The organism is Ruegeria sp. YTSC003 (genome assembly GCF_059609785.1).
This window is the reverse complement of the sequence record NZ_JBXWMK010000014.1, coordinates 49336-63022: the sequence shown is the minus strand read 5'-3', so window position 1 is coordinate 63022 and position 13687 is coordinate 49336. Positions and strand designations below refer to the sequence as shown.

At 58.1% G+C, this 13687-nt stretch carries 15 protein-coding genes; 9 read left to right on the top strand and 6 right to left on the bottom strand.

Translation table 11 applies throughout. The features are described 5' to 3' along the window. The first annotated feature begins 213 nt into the window (after positions 1 to 213). Together AC2FFH_RS20530 and AC2FFH_RS20525 are read left to right on the top strand one after the other, a co-directional pair. Positions 214 to 792 carry a helix-turn-helix domain-containing protein gene (locus AC2FFH_RS20530; protein ID WP_496845226.1) on the top strand — a complete coding sequence of 193 codons (579 nt, stop codon included), beginning with the start codon at positions 214 to 216 and terminating at the stop codon, positions 790 to 792. A 119-nt stretch (positions 793 to 911) separates the two neighbouring features. Continuing rightward, the gene (locus AC2FFH_RS20525; protein WP_496845225.1) at positions 912 to 1802 is read left to right on the top strand and encodes a LysR substrate-binding domain-containing protein; all 891 of its coding nucleotides are present in this window, start codon (positions 912 to 914) and stop codon (positions 1800 to 1802) included. Here AC2FFH_RS20525 and AC2FFH_RS20520 read toward each other — a convergent pair. From AC2FFH_RS20520 to AC2FFH_RS20510, 3 genes are read right to left on the bottom strand one after another with little or no spacing between them, the layout of a single operon-like run. After that, complete coding sequence (locus tag AC2FFH_RS20520) at positions 1789 to 2361, bottom strand: thiamine pyrophosphate-dependent enzyme (RefSeq protein WP_496845224.1); 573 nt, start codon at positions 2359 to 2361, stop codon at positions 1789 to 1791. The genes AC2FFH_RS20525 and AC2FFH_RS20520 overlap by 14 nt on opposite strands. Next, positions 2358 to 2906 carry a decarboxylase gene (locus AC2FFH_RS20515; protein WP_496845223.1) on the bottom strand — a complete coding sequence of 183 codons (549 nt, stop codon included), beginning with the start codon at positions 2904 to 2906 and terminating at the stop codon, positions 2358 to 2360. Before AC2FFH_RS20515 ends, AC2FFH_RS20520 begins: the two co-directional genes overlap by 4 nt. Continuing rightward, a complete protein-coding gene (locus AC2FFH_RS20510) occupies positions 2906 to 3952 on the bottom strand; it encodes a pyridoxal phosphate-dependent aminotransferase (RefSeq protein ID WP_496845222.1) in 1047 nt (348 codons plus the stop codon). Before AC2FFH_RS20510 ends, AC2FFH_RS20515 begins: the two co-directional genes overlap by 1 nt. A 178-nt stretch (positions 3953 to 4130) precedes the next feature. Between AC2FFH_RS20510 and AC2FFH_RS20505 the strand changes: the two genes are divergently transcribed. Genes AC2FFH_RS20505 through AC2FFH_RS20475 form a run of 7 tightly spaced genes read left to right on the top strand, consistent with a single transcriptional unit; the run spans position 4131 to position 11734 of the window. After that, positions 4131 to 5153: a succinylglutamate desuccinylase/aspartoacylase family protein gene (locus AC2FFH_RS20505; protein ID WP_496845221.1), complete on the top strand. Its 1023-nt coding sequence runs from the start codon at positions 4131 to 4133 to the stop codon at positions 5151 to 5153. Further along, entirely contained in the window at positions 5154 to 6614 is a 1461-nt protein-coding gene (locus tag AC2FFH_RS20500; RefSeq protein WP_496845220.1) for an aldehyde dehydrogenase, read from the top strand. A 24-nt stretch (positions 6615 to 6638) separates the two neighbouring features. Next, on the top strand, positions 6639 to 8009 hold the full coding sequence (locus AC2FFH_RS20495; RefSeq protein ID WP_496845219.1) for a Rieske 2Fe-2S domain-containing protein: 1371 nt from the start codon (positions 6639 to 6641) through the stop codon (positions 8007 to 8009). Then, positions 8006 to 8638 (top strand): hypothetical protein, encoded by a 633-nt coding sequence (locus tag AC2FFH_RS20490; protein WP_496845218.1) that lies wholly within the window; start codon positions 8006 to 8008, stop codon positions 8636 to 8638. The genes AC2FFH_RS20495 and AC2FFH_RS20490 overlap by 4 nt, the downstream gene beginning before the upstream one ends. Beyond that, the gene (locus tag AC2FFH_RS20485; protein ID WP_496845217.1) at positions 8638 to 9264 is read left to right on the top strand and encodes a hypothetical protein; all 627 of its coding nucleotides are present in this window, start codon (positions 8638 to 8640) and stop codon (positions 9262 to 9264) included. Before AC2FFH_RS20490 ends, AC2FFH_RS20485 begins: the two co-directional genes overlap by 1 nt. Further along, positions 9264 to 10454, top strand: coding sequence for a YlbE family protein (locus AC2FFH_RS20480; RefSeq protein ID WP_496725716.1), 1191 nt, complete (start codon positions 9264 to 9266; stop codon positions 10452 to 10454). The genes AC2FFH_RS20485 and AC2FFH_RS20480 overlap by 1 nt, the downstream gene beginning before the upstream one ends. Continuing rightward, entirely contained in the window at positions 10451 to 11734 is a 1284-nt protein-coding gene (locus tag AC2FFH_RS20475) for an amidase (protein WP_496845216.1), read from the top strand. The genes AC2FFH_RS20480 and AC2FFH_RS20475 overlap by 4 nt, the downstream gene beginning before the upstream one ends. A 4-nt stretch (positions 11735 to 11738) precedes the next feature. Here AC2FFH_RS20475 and AC2FFH_RS20470 read toward each other — a convergent pair whose 3' ends face one another. From AC2FFH_RS20470 to AC2FFH_RS20460, 3 genes are all read right to left on the bottom strand, one after another. Then, positions 11739 to 12671 carry an AEC family transporter gene (locus AC2FFH_RS20470; protein WP_496780752.1) on the bottom strand — a complete coding sequence of 311 codons (933 nt, stop codon included), beginning with the start codon at positions 12669 to 12671 and terminating at the stop codon, positions 11739 to 11741. Positions 12672 to 12762: 91 nt separating this feature from the next. Continuing rightward, complete coding sequence (locus AC2FFH_RS20465) at positions 12763 to 13176, bottom strand: RidA family protein (protein ID WP_496780753.1); 414 nt, start codon at positions 13174 to 13176, stop codon at positions 12763 to 12765. A gap of 13 nt (positions 13177 to 13189) precedes the next feature. Continuing rightward, positions 13190 to 13687: a sarcosine oxidase subunit gamma family protein gene (locus AC2FFH_RS20460; protein WP_496780754.1), complete on the bottom strand. Its 498-nt coding sequence runs from the start codon at positions 13685 to 13687 to the stop codon at positions 13190 to 13192.

Sequence of the window (13687 nt, the reverse complement as noted above, 5' to 3'; positions counted from 1 at the left end):
TGATCCTCCTCCACTGAAATGGTCCACCCCAATAGTAAGGAAACGGAGGATCAACTCTGCGGGACAAGTCAGGTAATTTCAGAATGGTGTATCGTTAATCTGCTGAACGGCCTTCAATAACCTGACAAAGACCAATTGACTGAATGCAAAAAACTGACACAACTAAAGCAAACAATCTTCTAAGCAACAACAGCAGTATCGGCACTGAAAACCGTGATCAAACAAAGAGATATCGAGCGTGAAGTCGGGCAAACATTGCAAAGGTTACGGCAGGAACGCAATCTGATCCTCTCTGAGCTGGCGACAACATCGCAGGTCTCGACCTCGATGATCAGCCGGATTGAGAACGGTAGCGTCTCTCCGTCTCTTGGCACGCTACAGGCTTTGGCGGACGCGATGGATGTTCCTCTGATGGCCCTGTTTGCGGACACCGAAGTTTCGGCCGACGTACATCACGTCAAAGCAGGCGAAGGTCTCATGTCCCGGCGTATTACGCAGGGCCACGTGCATAACTACCTGTTGCTTGGTAAACATGGCGGGCCGGGAGGTCTGTTTCAATCTGCCCGTATCATCATTTCAAAGGACCAATCTGGGACATTGCCCAGTTACCAGCACGAAGGCTGTGTTTTTCTCTACATGATAATGGGCGACGCTATATACAGGTGTGGCACCGAGGATTTTGTTATGGCAACTGGCGATACCCTAAGCTTCGATGCCAAGCTGCGTCACGGGTTTTGCAAGATCGTGTCGGATGAGATCGAATTCATCACTGTATCAACTCGCCCGCAGTAGATTCAGACCGCGATTTGGCACCCTCAGGCCGTATAACCTACCCGGACCGTTTCATATTCTTGTATTATGTGAAACTATGAATAATCCGACCGCATATCCCAATCAGGCACTGAGCCCCCATGAAAATTACCTTCAAACAGGTTGATGCATTTCGAACCGTCGTCTCCACCGGAACTGTAACCGAAGCAGCAGCGATGCTGGGAATCTCGCAACCCGCTGTCAGCCGCCTGATCTCGGATTTCGAGGCCGAAGTCGGTTTTCAGCTGTTTCAGCGCTCGGGCCGCGTCCTGGTACCCACGGATGAAGCACGCTTGCTGGTGGAAGAAGTTCGGCAGGCCGTTAGCGGCATGGAGCACATAAAGGAATCCGCCAATGCCATTGGCAAGTTCGGTCACGCGCGGCTTAACCTGGTGATCACGCCGGGGGTGTCCTCTCAGCTTGCTCCGGATCTGCTTCAGGAATTTTCTGCTACTTGGCCAAAAGCCATGGCCCGAATGGAAATCGCGCCCAGCGATGACGCCGTCGAATGGATGGTTTCGCAGAATTACGATTTCGGGATCACGACAACCCAACCCGCCAACCCGTCCTTTGACAGCCTGGTTATCCGGAACAGCGACGTCTGTTGCGTCGTTCCAACCGGCCATCCTCTGGCAGAGAAAACCATAGTTCAGGCGCAGGACTTGGCGGGTAAGAGCTTTATCTCATATATGCCGTCCTCACGCTTCCGGTTTGAGATTGACCAGTTTTTTGAGGCCAAAGGCATCTCACGTCAGATGCAGTATGAAACCCGCACTACCGACGCAGTGTGCCGTCTGGTCGCCCGCGGCCTCGGAGTTTCGGTTGTCGGAGCAAGCCTGGATTATCTCAAAACCATTCCCGATTGTGTCGCGCTGCCTTTTGCGGCGCCTCTGACGTTTCGGGCAGTCCTGTTCTGGTCCAAGAACAAGCCCTTGTCCGCCGTGGGACAGTCCTTTTTGAAGATCGTGCAATCGCAGATCAGCGACGATTAAGCGCCTCGCGAAAACTGGCTCGCGCCTGCGCGCTGTGAATATAGGCGTAGTCCCGAGGGTAAGGGGCACCTGCCGTCAGTTCCATCGAGACGAATTGCGGGCCGGTGGATGACAGAACCTGAGGCACCGCAGCTGAAAACTGATCCAGCTCCGTAAAGCGCTGCACACTGGCATACCCGGCGGCCCAGGCCATGGCGGCGAAATCAACTCTATCCGCACCAGGCAGGGGATGCGACCCGTTCACCTCATAGACCCGGTTAGCCGACAGAAAATGATAGAGGTTCGTCACCCCTGCATTGGCAATCGTCACCAATGTCCCAAGATTCATCAGCAGGCTGCCATCGCCATCCAGAACGATGACCCGCCTGTCAGGATTGGCCAGCGCCAGACCCAGACCATGGGACGACGCCTGCCCCATCGCCCCGACGGCCACGTAATTAAGGTCGCGCGGGTTCAGGGCAAGCCAGTCGAAACAGCTCTGATACACGGCAACAACAATATCGTCCTCGCGGATATGAGGGATCAGGGCCTTAAGCGCTGCGTCGCGGTGCATGGTCATGATGCCTCCGGTGCTCGGCCGATCAGGAAAATATGGGGTCTTGAAGTTGCATATGCCGCTTCAATCGCCTGCGGGATATGAGCCTCGTCCCCTGGCCATTCGATCAGGGAATGTGACAGTTCCATCGCATCCAACACTGGCCGAACAATCCGCACCCCGTAAGAGGCAGATTGGTCGGGGTGAATATGTGGCTCCTTACCCTGCAGACCGACCATCATAACGACCGGCAGTTCATAATCGACGCCAATGGCCCGGATCGCATTCAATGAATCCATCAGCCCCGTTTGCTGCATCATCAGGATCGCGCGCGTGCCGTTAAAGGACATCGCCCCGCAGATGCTGACGCCCTCATCCTCCTTGCAGATCCGGGTCAGGCGAAATTCGGGATCTCGCGAGATCGGCCAGAGCAGCCCGTCACTGGTAACGATGTCCGGCAATGCCACGATTTCACCAACACCCGCCGCTTTGATAGCAGCGATGATAGCCGCACCTGAAGGATGCTTGACCTGCGGCGTATATTCGGTCGGTAGAGGGGACGCAACCATCAGGCACCTCCGTCCAGAAATGCGGCAAGCCCATCCCGTGCCGCCTTCAGTTCATGCCTATGACCGATAGTGATGCGAACATAATCACGGTAGGCGGGTGAGGCGAACCGGCGCACAGCAATTCCCTGTCCCCGTAGGTAGTGATCGGCCGCTTCCGCAGATTTCACAGGGTCCGGAAAATGAACCAGTACGAAATTGGCCTGACTTGGGACAACATGCAGACCCATTTCCGTTAGCGCGGCGCTAAGCCAGGCTCGGTTGTTCAAATTAGCCTCTCGCACGAAACGGGTATGTGCCGTGTCTTCCAGTGCCGCAACAGCCGCTGCGACCGAAGAGGACGCCACCGGGAAGGTCAGGCCGATCCGGCATACATTGTCCACCACATCGCTGGCCCCGTACATCCAACCAACACGCGCCCCAGCCAGCCCGAATATCTTGGAAAACGTCCGGCACATGACCACGTTTTTGGCAGCCTCTACCAACTTATGCGCGGGCTCATAATCCGCCGTATCGATATATTCCTCATAGGCAGCATCGATGATCAGCAGAACGTTTTCCGGTAACGCGGCATGCAGGCGCCGCAGCTCTGCGCCGTTCAGATAGGTGCCTGCCGGGTTCTCCGGATTGGCGAGGTAGACGATCCGGGTTCGTTCGGTCAACGCATCAATCATCCGGTCGACCGAAGGTTTGAATGCGTCATCCGCGACTGACACCACCTCGGCATCGTTGGCAAAAGCATAGTTTGGCACCTTGAGATAGCCATTAGCGCTGCGGATCAGCTCGGTGCCCCGCCCTAGGTAGGCACGGGCCAGACGGGCCAGCAGATCGTCCGATCCCTGTCCTGTGGTGATCCGGGCCGCATCCAACCCGTACTGCGCGGCAATCGCCGGGGCCAGGATATCGTCAGGGTTTTCCAAATAGCGCTCGACATTGCTGATTGCCGCACAAGCGGCAGCGCGGGCAGACGGGCTAGGACCAAACACGCTTTCATTCGAGTTCAAAAGGATCGCAGGCGGTGGAACGTCAGCAGACGCCCCTCCAATCATATGAGGTTTAATCCTGCCTATTCCTGTTTTTGCGAGGGTTATGCCCATCCAACTCCTCCGGCACCGCCAGAGGGCGGTAATGGCAATTTTCACCATATATCACATAGCATGGAGTTCTAAGCAATTCACTTTCAAAAAAATTATGTTATGAAGACTGTGACTCAGCAAAAGAACCCGGATGACCGATACGCTTTCACCCCAACCCAGCAGGCTTCACCTGACCATCGATCTGGATGCGCCAGGTCGACAGTCCGGGGATCTGATGCTGAAATGGTCCGACAATGCCGTACCGTTGGGATACCACCCGATCCCGGTCATCAGCTTACGTGGGAAACCCGGACCTTCTGTTCTAATTTTGGGCGGCATTCATGGAGACGAATTCGAAGGACCCGCTGCGATCCTGCGGCTAGCGGCCCAGCTGAACCCATCTGACCTGACCGGACAGGTGATCCTGATCCCGGCCTTGAACGCCCCCGCGTTTCTGGCTTCATCGCGGGTTTCGCCATTGGATGGGCAAAACCTGAACCGGGCTTTTCCTGGCGCCGCGAATGGAGGTCCGACAGCGATGCTGGCGCATTATGTTGAGACTATACTGCTGCCGCGCGTGGATGCCGCTATTGACCTGCACTCGGGTGGCAAGGCGTCTGTATTCGAGCCCTGCGCCTTGGCAGCGCGGGGGGATGGCGCGGACCTGACCGCTTCCAACATGGAACTGGCCCGCGCTTTCGGGTTGCCTCTGATCTGGGTGCTGGGCGCACATAACGACAACCGAAGTGTGAATGCCGCGGCCGCGCGGGTTGGTGTCCCGATGATCGCAGCTGAACTCAACGGCGGGGGTGGTGTCGATCCACATGCCGCGGACCTTGCCGAAACCGGACTCAAACGCTGTCTGAGGCATTTACGTATCCTGCCCGGCGGTGCACCGGATCCTGTTCCGACGCAATGTATCGAAATCGCCGATCCATCGCATTCGGTCCATGCACCCGCAGATGGACTGTTCGACCGACGCTGCTCCGCAGGACAACAGGTTAAACGAGGCGATCTGGCAGGCACGCTGCATTTCCCCACCGAACCGGAACGCTCGGCTGTCGAACTTAAATTTCCCACAGCCGGGCACGTTCTGGCTCATGGCAATCGTGGCATGGTGCGCCGTGGCGATCTGTTGGCATTGGTGGCTCAACCTCTGTCCGAGGAAAGTTGAATGAAAACCTATTCACCGTTCATTTCCGGTGCCTTTGTCGATTGGGACGGTGAAACCCTGCCCAGTATCGACCCCGCCACCGGTCAGGTGTGGAGCATGATCGCCCGTAGCGACGCACAGACCGCCGACATAGCCATCCGGGACGCCGACCAGGCCTTCCGCAGCGGGCCATGGGCCAAAGCTGGGCCGACAGAACGGGCGGATATGCTTGATCGTTTAGCTGACATGCTGGAAACCCGGTGGGAAGACCTTGTCACACCCGAAATTCGCGACAACGGCAAACGCATTACTGAGGTGCGCGGGCAGTTTGCCGGGCTGCACAGCTGGTTTCGGTTTTTTGCGACAGAGGCACGCAAGCTGCAGCCCGAACCTCAGGCCAATTCCATCCCCGGCGTGCATAGCGTGGGCCACTTTAGGCCCTATGGCGTCGTGGTCGCCATCACGCCCTGGAATTCTCCGCTGATGATCCTTGCATGGAAACTGGCCCCGGCACTGGCAGCTGGCAATACGGTTGTAGTGAAGCCCTCGGAAATGGCTTCGGCTTCAACCTTGGAATTCGCACGCCTGGCACATGAGGCGGGACTACCACCCGGGGTGCTGAACGTCGTCACCGGACTGGGTCACGAGGTCGGCGAAGCACTGGTCCGCCACCCTCTAACACGCAAGGTCACCTTTACCGGTTCGGACCTTGGCGGACGAAAAGTGGCCGAGGCTGCCTCAGCCGGTGTAATCCCGGCGGTGCTGGAACTGGGCGGCAAATCTCCGCAGGTGGTGTTTGCCGATTGTGACATGGACAATGCGGTCAACGGAATTCTGTCCGGCATCTTCCTGTCAAATGGTCAGACTTGCGTCGCCGGATCGCGGCTGATCCTTGAGGCCGGGCTGAAGGACAGGCTGTTATCCCGCCTGATCGACCGCGCCCGCACATTGCAGATGGGGGATCCGATGGACCCGGATACTCAGGTCGCACCGCTGGCCAATGAACCGCATCTGCAAAAGGTTACGGCAATGATCGAACGCGCCAAAGCCGACGGTGCGATTTGCTTATTGGGCGGCACCGCCACGACTGCAGGCCGGAATGGGTTCTATATCGGACCAACGGTATTCGACGATGTGACGCCCGGCATGCAGCTCTGGCGTGAAGAAGTGTTCGGACCGGTTCTGGCCGTCACCTCTTTCACCACCGAAGACGAAGCCATCGCGCTGGCCAATGACAGCGACTACGGGCTGGCCGCCGGTGTCTGGACCACCGATGCCGATAAGGGCGCGCGGGTAGCCGAGGCAATCGAGGCGGGCACTGTTTACATCAACCATTATCGCAGCGTTGACCCTGCCTGCCCGATTGGTGGGATCAAACTGTCGGGCTACGGGCGTGAATTGGGCCCGGACGCCATAAGGGATTTCTGTCAGGTCAAATCGATCTGGACCGGCACCACGCCGGTACCCGATCCGTTTCCCTGACCACCGATACGCACGGAGGACGGCATGAACGATCATTTCTCAGCCCCCAAGGGCAATTTCCGCGGTCACGACCAACAAAAAGTCTGGCAACAAGAACCTGACCCGGAACTGACCGAGGTTGGCCCGGGCACTCCGTGCGGCGAATACCTGCGCCGGTTCTGGATGCCGGTGGCAATGACCGATCAGATTGGCGACCTGCCCTATCGCCTGCGTATTCTGGGCGAAGATCTGGTTCTGTTCCGGGAAAAGAAAGAGGGCAAGCTGGGCCTGACCCATCTGCATTGCTGCCACCGCAACATGAGCCTGGAGTTCGGCATCGTTGAGGAAGGCGGAATTAGATGCTCATACCACGGTTGGAAGTACGGTTTGGACGGCACCATTCTGGAAACCCCGTGTGAGCCGCCCGCCTCACAAGTCAAGAAAAAAGCCTGTCTGGGGGCCTATCCGGTGATCGAATACAAGGGTTTGGCCTTTGCATTTATGGGTCCCCCCGAGGAGCAACCCCCATTCCCAGTAATGGACACATTTGACGAAGATGGCGACGAGTTGGTGCCTTACCTCATCAAATCCCCGTGCAACTGGCTTCAGGTGATGGAAAACGCATGGGACCCGTTCCATGTTGTCTACCTGCATACACTGGCCGTTCGCAGCCAGTTCATCGACGCTTTTGCCGAGATGCCGATGATCGAGTTTCACGATAGTCAAACGGGCGATTTTTACACCAATGTCCGACGTGTCGAAGATATCGTCTGGGTGCGCATACATGACCATATGCTGCCGTCGTTCACGCAAAATGGCGGCCACTTCCCGGTGCCAGACGGGTCACGCTATTTTGGGCGCGGCGGGCTGTCGCGTTGGATAACCCCAATTGACGACACCAACACGATGGTCATCGCATGGCGCCACTTCCGGGATGCGGCGGCGAATGACGATCCAAAGGGCCTAACGGACAAAAACAAAGTGGGCTTTGGGATGACCGATTTCTATGGCCAGGATCCCGATCGACCCTATGAGATGCGCCAGCGGGACCCCGGCGACTATGACGCCTGGGTCAGTCAAGGGCCGCGGAACATCCATGCCCGCGAAAACCTCAGCTTTACGGATCGGGGTGTGGCCAAGGCACGCCGCCTGCTGCGCAACGCCATTCGTGCGTTGAAAGACGGTCAGTCCCCCCCGCAACCGACCGATAGCTTTGCCGGTCAGGTGATACCGACCTATGCCGGGGACACAATGCTGCGCATCCCGCTTCAGGACGGCCGCGACGATGGTGCTGTGCTCAAGGAAATCTCGCATCAGGTGGCTGAGATCTACAAATCTGGCGACCATTTGCAGGGCGAGGCGCGCAAGACGTTCATCGTCGATGCGCTGAAAAAGTATGAGGCAAGCTGGTCATGACCAATCGTGTTCCACATAATCCGGGCCGGGTCGACTGGTCCGGCGAAAACCCCTGGATCTATCTGAAACAGAACTCAACGCAGGGCCACTATGACACGCTGGCGCTGTTCTTTCGGGTGGTACTGTCGCCCTATGGTCGGGGCCATGCTGCATTGATCCTGGGCGCGCCGGATCAAGCTCAGGGTTGGCCGCAAGCACCCAATCTGATCATGACGGACAACCAACGCATGATGCGCTGGATCGTGGATGGTTGGGTCACCAAGATGCCCACCTTCATCGGAAAGGCAGGCCTCGACGCGATGAGCTGGCTGGACTGTGACAGCGTCGAAAAACGCCCCGGCGATTTGAGGTCGCGCTATTCCGAGACCCTGCGCGGCTCGGGCGTTACAGTCGAGATGATCTGGCAGGAAATGGGTCCACCCTTGCCGGTTGAGGTCACTAAGGAAAACTCGGCAACCAAAGAGCATGAGATGTATTCAGTGTTCCTTGAGGCCAAGGCGGCGCAGGTCGTCATCAACGGCACCCTGCTCCCCGGTCAGGTTGCAAGCCGCCAGTTCTTTGGCCGCACCATGTCGACCGCCTTTCTGGCCTTTTCCGAAACCTGGGTGACCCCGCAGGAGGATCTGTAATGCCGTTGAACGAACCGATCACCCCCGGAACCGTCGACTGGACAGGCGAGAACCCCGGCATCCTGCTGAAAGACGACAACAACAATTTCACCGCTATGGCGCTGTTCTTTCGCGTGGCATGGTCTCCGGTTGGGCAAGGTCAGGTGCTGCTGCTGTACGGAACGCCAGATCAGATGGACGGACCGCCCGAGGCACCGAACGTGATCCTGAGCGATAATCCCGATCTGACCGCCTTTCTGAAGGCCAACTTCATCAGCAAACTGGCCGCTTTCGCAAATGCTCCCGCTTTTGCCTCCCTGCCCGAGATAGGCGCGCAGGTCGTCCGATCCTCGGGCGATCCGATGAGCCACCGCTATACCGAAACCATCGCCGGAGAAAACCTGACAGTTGAACTGGTCTGGGAAGGGCTCGAGCCGCCTCGCGCGCTGGAGCTGTCTCCGCATGAGGTCGCTTCGGGCGAGCAGAACATGTTCTCGCTACTGGTGCCAGCACATTCGGCTCAGATCATCGTTAATGGTCACGCATTACCGGGCAAGTTGGGCACACGGGTGCAGGCTGGGTATGAAACAACGACTGCCTTCCTCTACTTCTCGGAAACATGGATCATCCCGCCGGAGGATACTTGATGCTGCATCCGGCTGATCAGCTGGCGTTCGACAAGGCCATGGTGACACAACCGGTCTGGAACCGGTTCAATACTGCGTCCGAGGCGCTGAGGTTGGACGAAAATGTCCTGCTACATGCCGGTCCCGCCTTCGCCAGCCCGGATCAGATCACCGCGCCGATCCTGAACTCGGCCTGTGTCGCTGCAGTCTGGCAAGGGCTGGCGCAGAATTTCGATCAGGCCGAGGCGATGATTAACGCAGGCGAGATCGTGCTGAAACCCGCACAAGACCACGATGTCGTGACACCTCTGGCGGCTGTGGTCTCGGCGGATATGCCGCTGCACACAGTCTATGACGCGTGGCGCGGCCAACAACGTGTTTATGCGCCGATCAATGCAGGCAGCCGCCCGGCCATGCGTTTAGGGCTGAGGTCCGAGGCGGTGCTCAACCACATTCGCTGGCTCAACACCCGGTTTCTTGATGTTCTGGAGAAAGGGATTGCCGAAGGGATCGCGCTGGTCCCGCTGGCCGTGATCGGCCTGATGGGCGGGGATGATTGCCATGGCCGGACACCCGTGGCCGCACAGGCGTTGATTGCTGAACTCAAGGATCGCACCACCAGCGGGATCACGGATGACGACGTGTTGGCCTTTATGGACAGCTCACCCTCACTATTTCTCAACCTCTGGATGGCGGCGACCAAATGCATGATGAAACTGGCGGAGGGCATTGAAGGATCAAGCTTCGTCACCGCTGCAGGCGGCAATGGGCGCGAAGTTGGCATCCAGATCTCGGGCCTACCGGGCCGTTGGTTCACAAATCCGGCCAGCCCTCCCAAGGGGGCGTTTGACGTGGATTTGCCGCAGGACCGCGCCCTTGGCGCGATCGGCGACAGTGCCGTGGTCGAGGCATTCGGGCTGGGGGCAATGGCCATAGATCTGAGCCCTGAACAAAAGAAGGGTCTGGGTGCCTATCTGCCCGACGACGCTCAAGCGCGAATGTCAGGTCTGTCAGCCGGAACGCATCCGTATTTCCGGGCCTTGGATGTTCGGCTGGGCAGCACGGCGCGGGGTGCCGTGGAACAGGGTTCGGGGCCTGTGATCGGGCTGGGCATTCTTGACCGATTGGGCGAGGCCGGTCGCTTGGGCGGTGGCATCTACGACATGCCAGTCGCCCCCTTTGCCGACGCGTTGAAAGCGCTGGAGGCATGACCGGGCTGAACCATAATTCTGCCCATGAACTTGCCACATTGATCCGGGCAGGTGAGGTGAAGCCTTCCGAGGTGATGGCGGCCCATTTGGACCGGATCACAAACCGTGAACCCGTCATCGGGGCTTTTCAAACCCTCGATGCGGACCGCGCCATGGAGCGTGCAAAGGCCGCCGATACTCTCCCCGTTGGTAGGCCGCTCCATGGCGTGCCGTTTGTGATCAAGGATATCATCGACACCGAAGACATGCCGACAGGATGGGGTAGCGACCTGTATGCCGGGTGCCGCCCCGACCGCAATGCAGCATGCGTTCAGGCTTTTTTGGACGCGGGCGCGATCCCAATCGGAAAAACCATCTCCACCGAATTCGCCTACTTCAAGCCCGGTAAAACTGCCAATCCGGCGAATCCGGCGCATACGCCGGGAGGCTCGTCATCCGGCTCTGCCGCAGCTGTGGCCGATTTCATGGCTCCGCTCGCATTTGGTTCGCAAACCGCAGCCTCGCTGATCCGACCAGCAGCGTATTGCGGGGTCTGCGGGTTCAAGCCAACCACCGGACGGTATGTTCTGACGGGTGTCATGGGCTTGTCCCAAAGCCTGGATACACTCGGCCTTCTGGCTCGTGATCCCCGCGACTTTGTGCTGACCGATGCGGTAATGTGCCAAACTGACCCCGCACCGCCAGTTGAGTTCGACGAGACTTTGCCTCGGATCAGCCTAATGCGCGGCCCGCACTGGCGGGACGGTTCGGTCGAGATGCGAGACACATGCACGCGTGCGTTGGCTGCCCTTGCCGCAACGGGGGCAGAGACCGGAGAAATTGCCTTTCCACCCGTTTTTGCCGAACTCACGCAGGCTCAGATCACCGTCATGGGCTATGAAGTCGCGCGGCAGCGCGCTGCGGAATACGCTATCGGCATGCCTGCCGTCAGCCCGCAATTTCATGACCTTGTCACAGCGGGACTGGCGGTCACCGACGCAGAATACCAAGCTGCGCTGGACCTGCGCGACCGGGCGGGTGCGATGCTGGACCAGATGTTCCGTGATGTGGACGCTCTGTTGGTCCCGTCGGCCCCCGGACCAGCCCCTGCCGGTTTGGACGCTACTGGAGATCCGCTTTTTTCCCGGATGTGGAACCTGTTGCAGGTGCCTTCGGTCGCTTTGCCGTTCGGAACCGACCAAAATGGCTTGCCGCTTGGCATTCAATTGATCGGACGAAAGGGTGATGACGCCCGCCTGCTGGACATAGCGGTCTGGGCCCATGAACACCTGTCGCAATAATCGCCTAAGGAATTATCGGCAACAGCAAAGCAAGTGATACGGGAATGCTGACGGCTGCTATCAACGTCTGCAACGTGACAATGGCCGCCATCAGCGGCGCGTCTCCACCCAAGTGCTTGGCCAGCGTGTACGAAGACGCACCGGCCGGCACCACCGAGTAGACGACGGCGATCTGCAGAACCTCCCGCGGCAACCCCACCAGCAGTCCGATCACCAGAACTGCCAGAGGGAAGACAATCATCTTGCCCGTGAAGGCCAGAATTAAGGGCAGCGCACTTGCGGCCATTGCCCGGACTCTCAGATTTGCACCGACAGCCAGCAATGTGATCGGCAAAGCGCCTGCACCCAGAACATCCGTCACATCATGCACGACCGCTATCCTGTCACCGATCAACTGGTTGGCACAGACCGCCAGAAAGATCGAAATCACATATGGGTTGCGCGCGAGTTCCCGCAGGATTGCAACGGCCAGGCTGTTGGTCCGATCGCCTTTGAGCGCACCAACCATCAGAACCACCATAACAATATTGGTGGTGGGCACGAGAATTGCGGTCGCCAGAATCGCGATATCCAGCCCCGCTGGCCCATACAAGTTGGCAGCCAGCGCAAGTCCGATGAATGAGTTATGTCGCGCACTGCCTTGCAGGATCGAGGTGGCCTGCGGCGGCGCAAAACCCATCAAACGGGCACTAAGAAGCGCAAACAGAAGCGCCACAACGAACCCACCCAGAATGGCGACCGAGTAAAGGCCCAGCGCCGACTTGTCCAACGGCGACAGGGAAATTTTACTGAACAGAAGGCATGGCATCAGAACCCAATAGACAAGCTTGTCATTCAGGTTCCAGAAATCCGTACTGGGAATGCCGCCTTTGCGCAGGGCCAAGCCCAGCGCAATGATCAAAAAGATCGGCAGTATCGAGGTGAGTGTCGAAAGCATTACAATTCGCAGACAAAACCGGGCCGGCTCGACCGGACACTGTCATGACTGGCGTTTCTACGCAATGCGATGTCGGATAGACCCGAATGCTTCAGCCGCGGGTATCAGCATCATCATCGATGACAGCCATCGCGTCGATCTCGACCAAAAGCGACGGATCGGCCAGCCCCTGCACAACCACGCCTGTCGAACAGTGATGAACACCTTCGAACCAGCGATTGATCGCCTCGTAAACGGCTGGACGGTATGAAATATCGGTGACGTAGACTGTCAACTTGCAAACATCGGTCAAGCTTCCCCCGGCCTCTTCCATCCAGCGCTGGATGTTGCGGCAGGCCTGATCTGCCTGCGCGCCCGGGTCGCCTTCGCCAACCAGTGTGCCATCCATCAGAGTGCCAACCTGTCCCTGCATGAAAACAAAGTCACCCCGGGCGCGGATCGCCTTGGAATAAGTTGCTTTCGCGTGATAGCGCGTCTGGTACTTGTGGATGTGCGTTCGAACCATGCCGATCTTCCCCTCAAGCCGTTGCGCGGATCAGATAGTCTTCGACCATATCCGCAAAACTTTGTTCGACTGCGAACTCAATACCATCCTGGCACCGCATCACCAAAGCCTTGAGGCCAAATACTTCGGTATAGGAAACCGCGTCCGTCCCGAACACGCTGTCATGCAGATCCATCGGGCAGGCAATTGACATCACCTGACCTGCATCGTGGCCGACTAAGCGAAAGAAGGTCATCGTGTCCGAGACCCGAACTATACTGATATCAGCCGGGCAGTCCGTGGGCTTCAGCCGGGCTTCCATCGCGTCTTCCTGCGCCAGTGGGGCGCGGGTGATCCAGTGGTCACGACCGATGTGAAACAGTTCGATGCCATCCTTTTCTGTTCGGCTGTTAGGGCGGTACGGCAAACTAAGTAAAGCGTCCCCAGCCCATTTCGATACCGCGTCAGGCGCGCCTTTGAGGTCGAACAGAGCCATCAGGCCGCACCGTTCAATTGTGACGTCATAACTCAT

What these genes read in the sequence shown, in the direction of transcription:
- AC2FFH_RS20465 (WP_496780753.1), bottom strand. Translation starts at nt 13,176, where the DNA reads ATGGTTCGAACGCACATCCACAAGTACCAGACGCGCTATCACGCGAAA.
- AC2FFH_RS20490 (WP_496845218.1), top strand. Translation starts at nt 8,006, where the DNA reads ATGACCAATCGTGTTCCACATAATCCGGGCCGGGTCGACTGGTCCGGC.
- AC2FFH_RS20510 (WP_496845222.1), bottom strand. Translation starts at nt 3,952, where the DNA reads ATGATTGGAGGGGCGTCTGCTGACGTTCCACCGCCTGCGATCCTTTTG.
- AC2FFH_RS20495 (WP_496845219.1), top strand. Translation starts at nt 6,639, where the DNA reads ATGAACGATCATTTCTCAGCCCCCAAGGGCAATTTCCGCGGTCACGAC.
- AC2FFH_RS20480 (WP_496725716.1), top strand. Translation starts at nt 9,264, where the DNA reads ATGCTGCATCCGGCTGATCAGCTGGCGTTCGACAAGGCCATGGTGACA.
- AC2FFH_RS20525 (WP_496845225.1), top strand. Translation starts at nt 912, where the DNA reads ATGAAAATTACCTTCAAACAGGTTGATGCATTTCGAACCGTCGTCTCC.
- AC2FFH_RS20485 (WP_496845217.1), top strand. Translation starts at nt 8,638, where the DNA reads ATGCCGTTGAACGAACCGATCACCCCCGGAACCGTCGACTGGACAGGC.
- AC2FFH_RS20520 (WP_496845224.1), bottom strand. Translation starts at nt 2,361, where the DNA reads ATGACCATGCACCGCGACGCAGCGCTTAAGGCCCTGATCCCTCATATC.
- AC2FFH_RS20515 (WP_496845223.1), bottom strand. Translation starts at nt 2,906, where the DNA reads ATGGTTGCGTCCCCTCTACCGACCGAATATACGCCGCAGGTCAAGCAT.
- AC2FFH_RS20460 (WP_496780754.1), bottom strand. Translation starts at nt 13,687, where the DNA reads ATGAGTTATGACGTCACAATTGAACGGTGCGGCCTGATGGCTCTGTTC.
- AC2FFH_RS20470 (WP_496780752.1), bottom strand. Translation starts at nt 12,671, where the DNA reads ATGCTTTCGACACTCACCTCGATACTGCCGATCTTTTTGATCATTGCG.
- AC2FFH_RS20475 (WP_496845216.1), top strand. Translation starts at nt 10,451, where the DNA reads ATGACCGGGCTGAACCATAATTCTGCCCATGAACTTGCCACATTGATC.
- AC2FFH_RS20505 (WP_496845221.1), top strand. Translation starts at nt 4,131, where the DNA reads ATGACCGATACGCTTTCACCCCAACCCAGCAGGCTTCACCTGACCATC.
- AC2FFH_RS20500 (WP_496845220.1), top strand. Translation starts at nt 5,154, where the DNA reads ATGAAAACCTATTCACCGTTCATTTCCGGTGCCTTTGTCGATTGGGAC.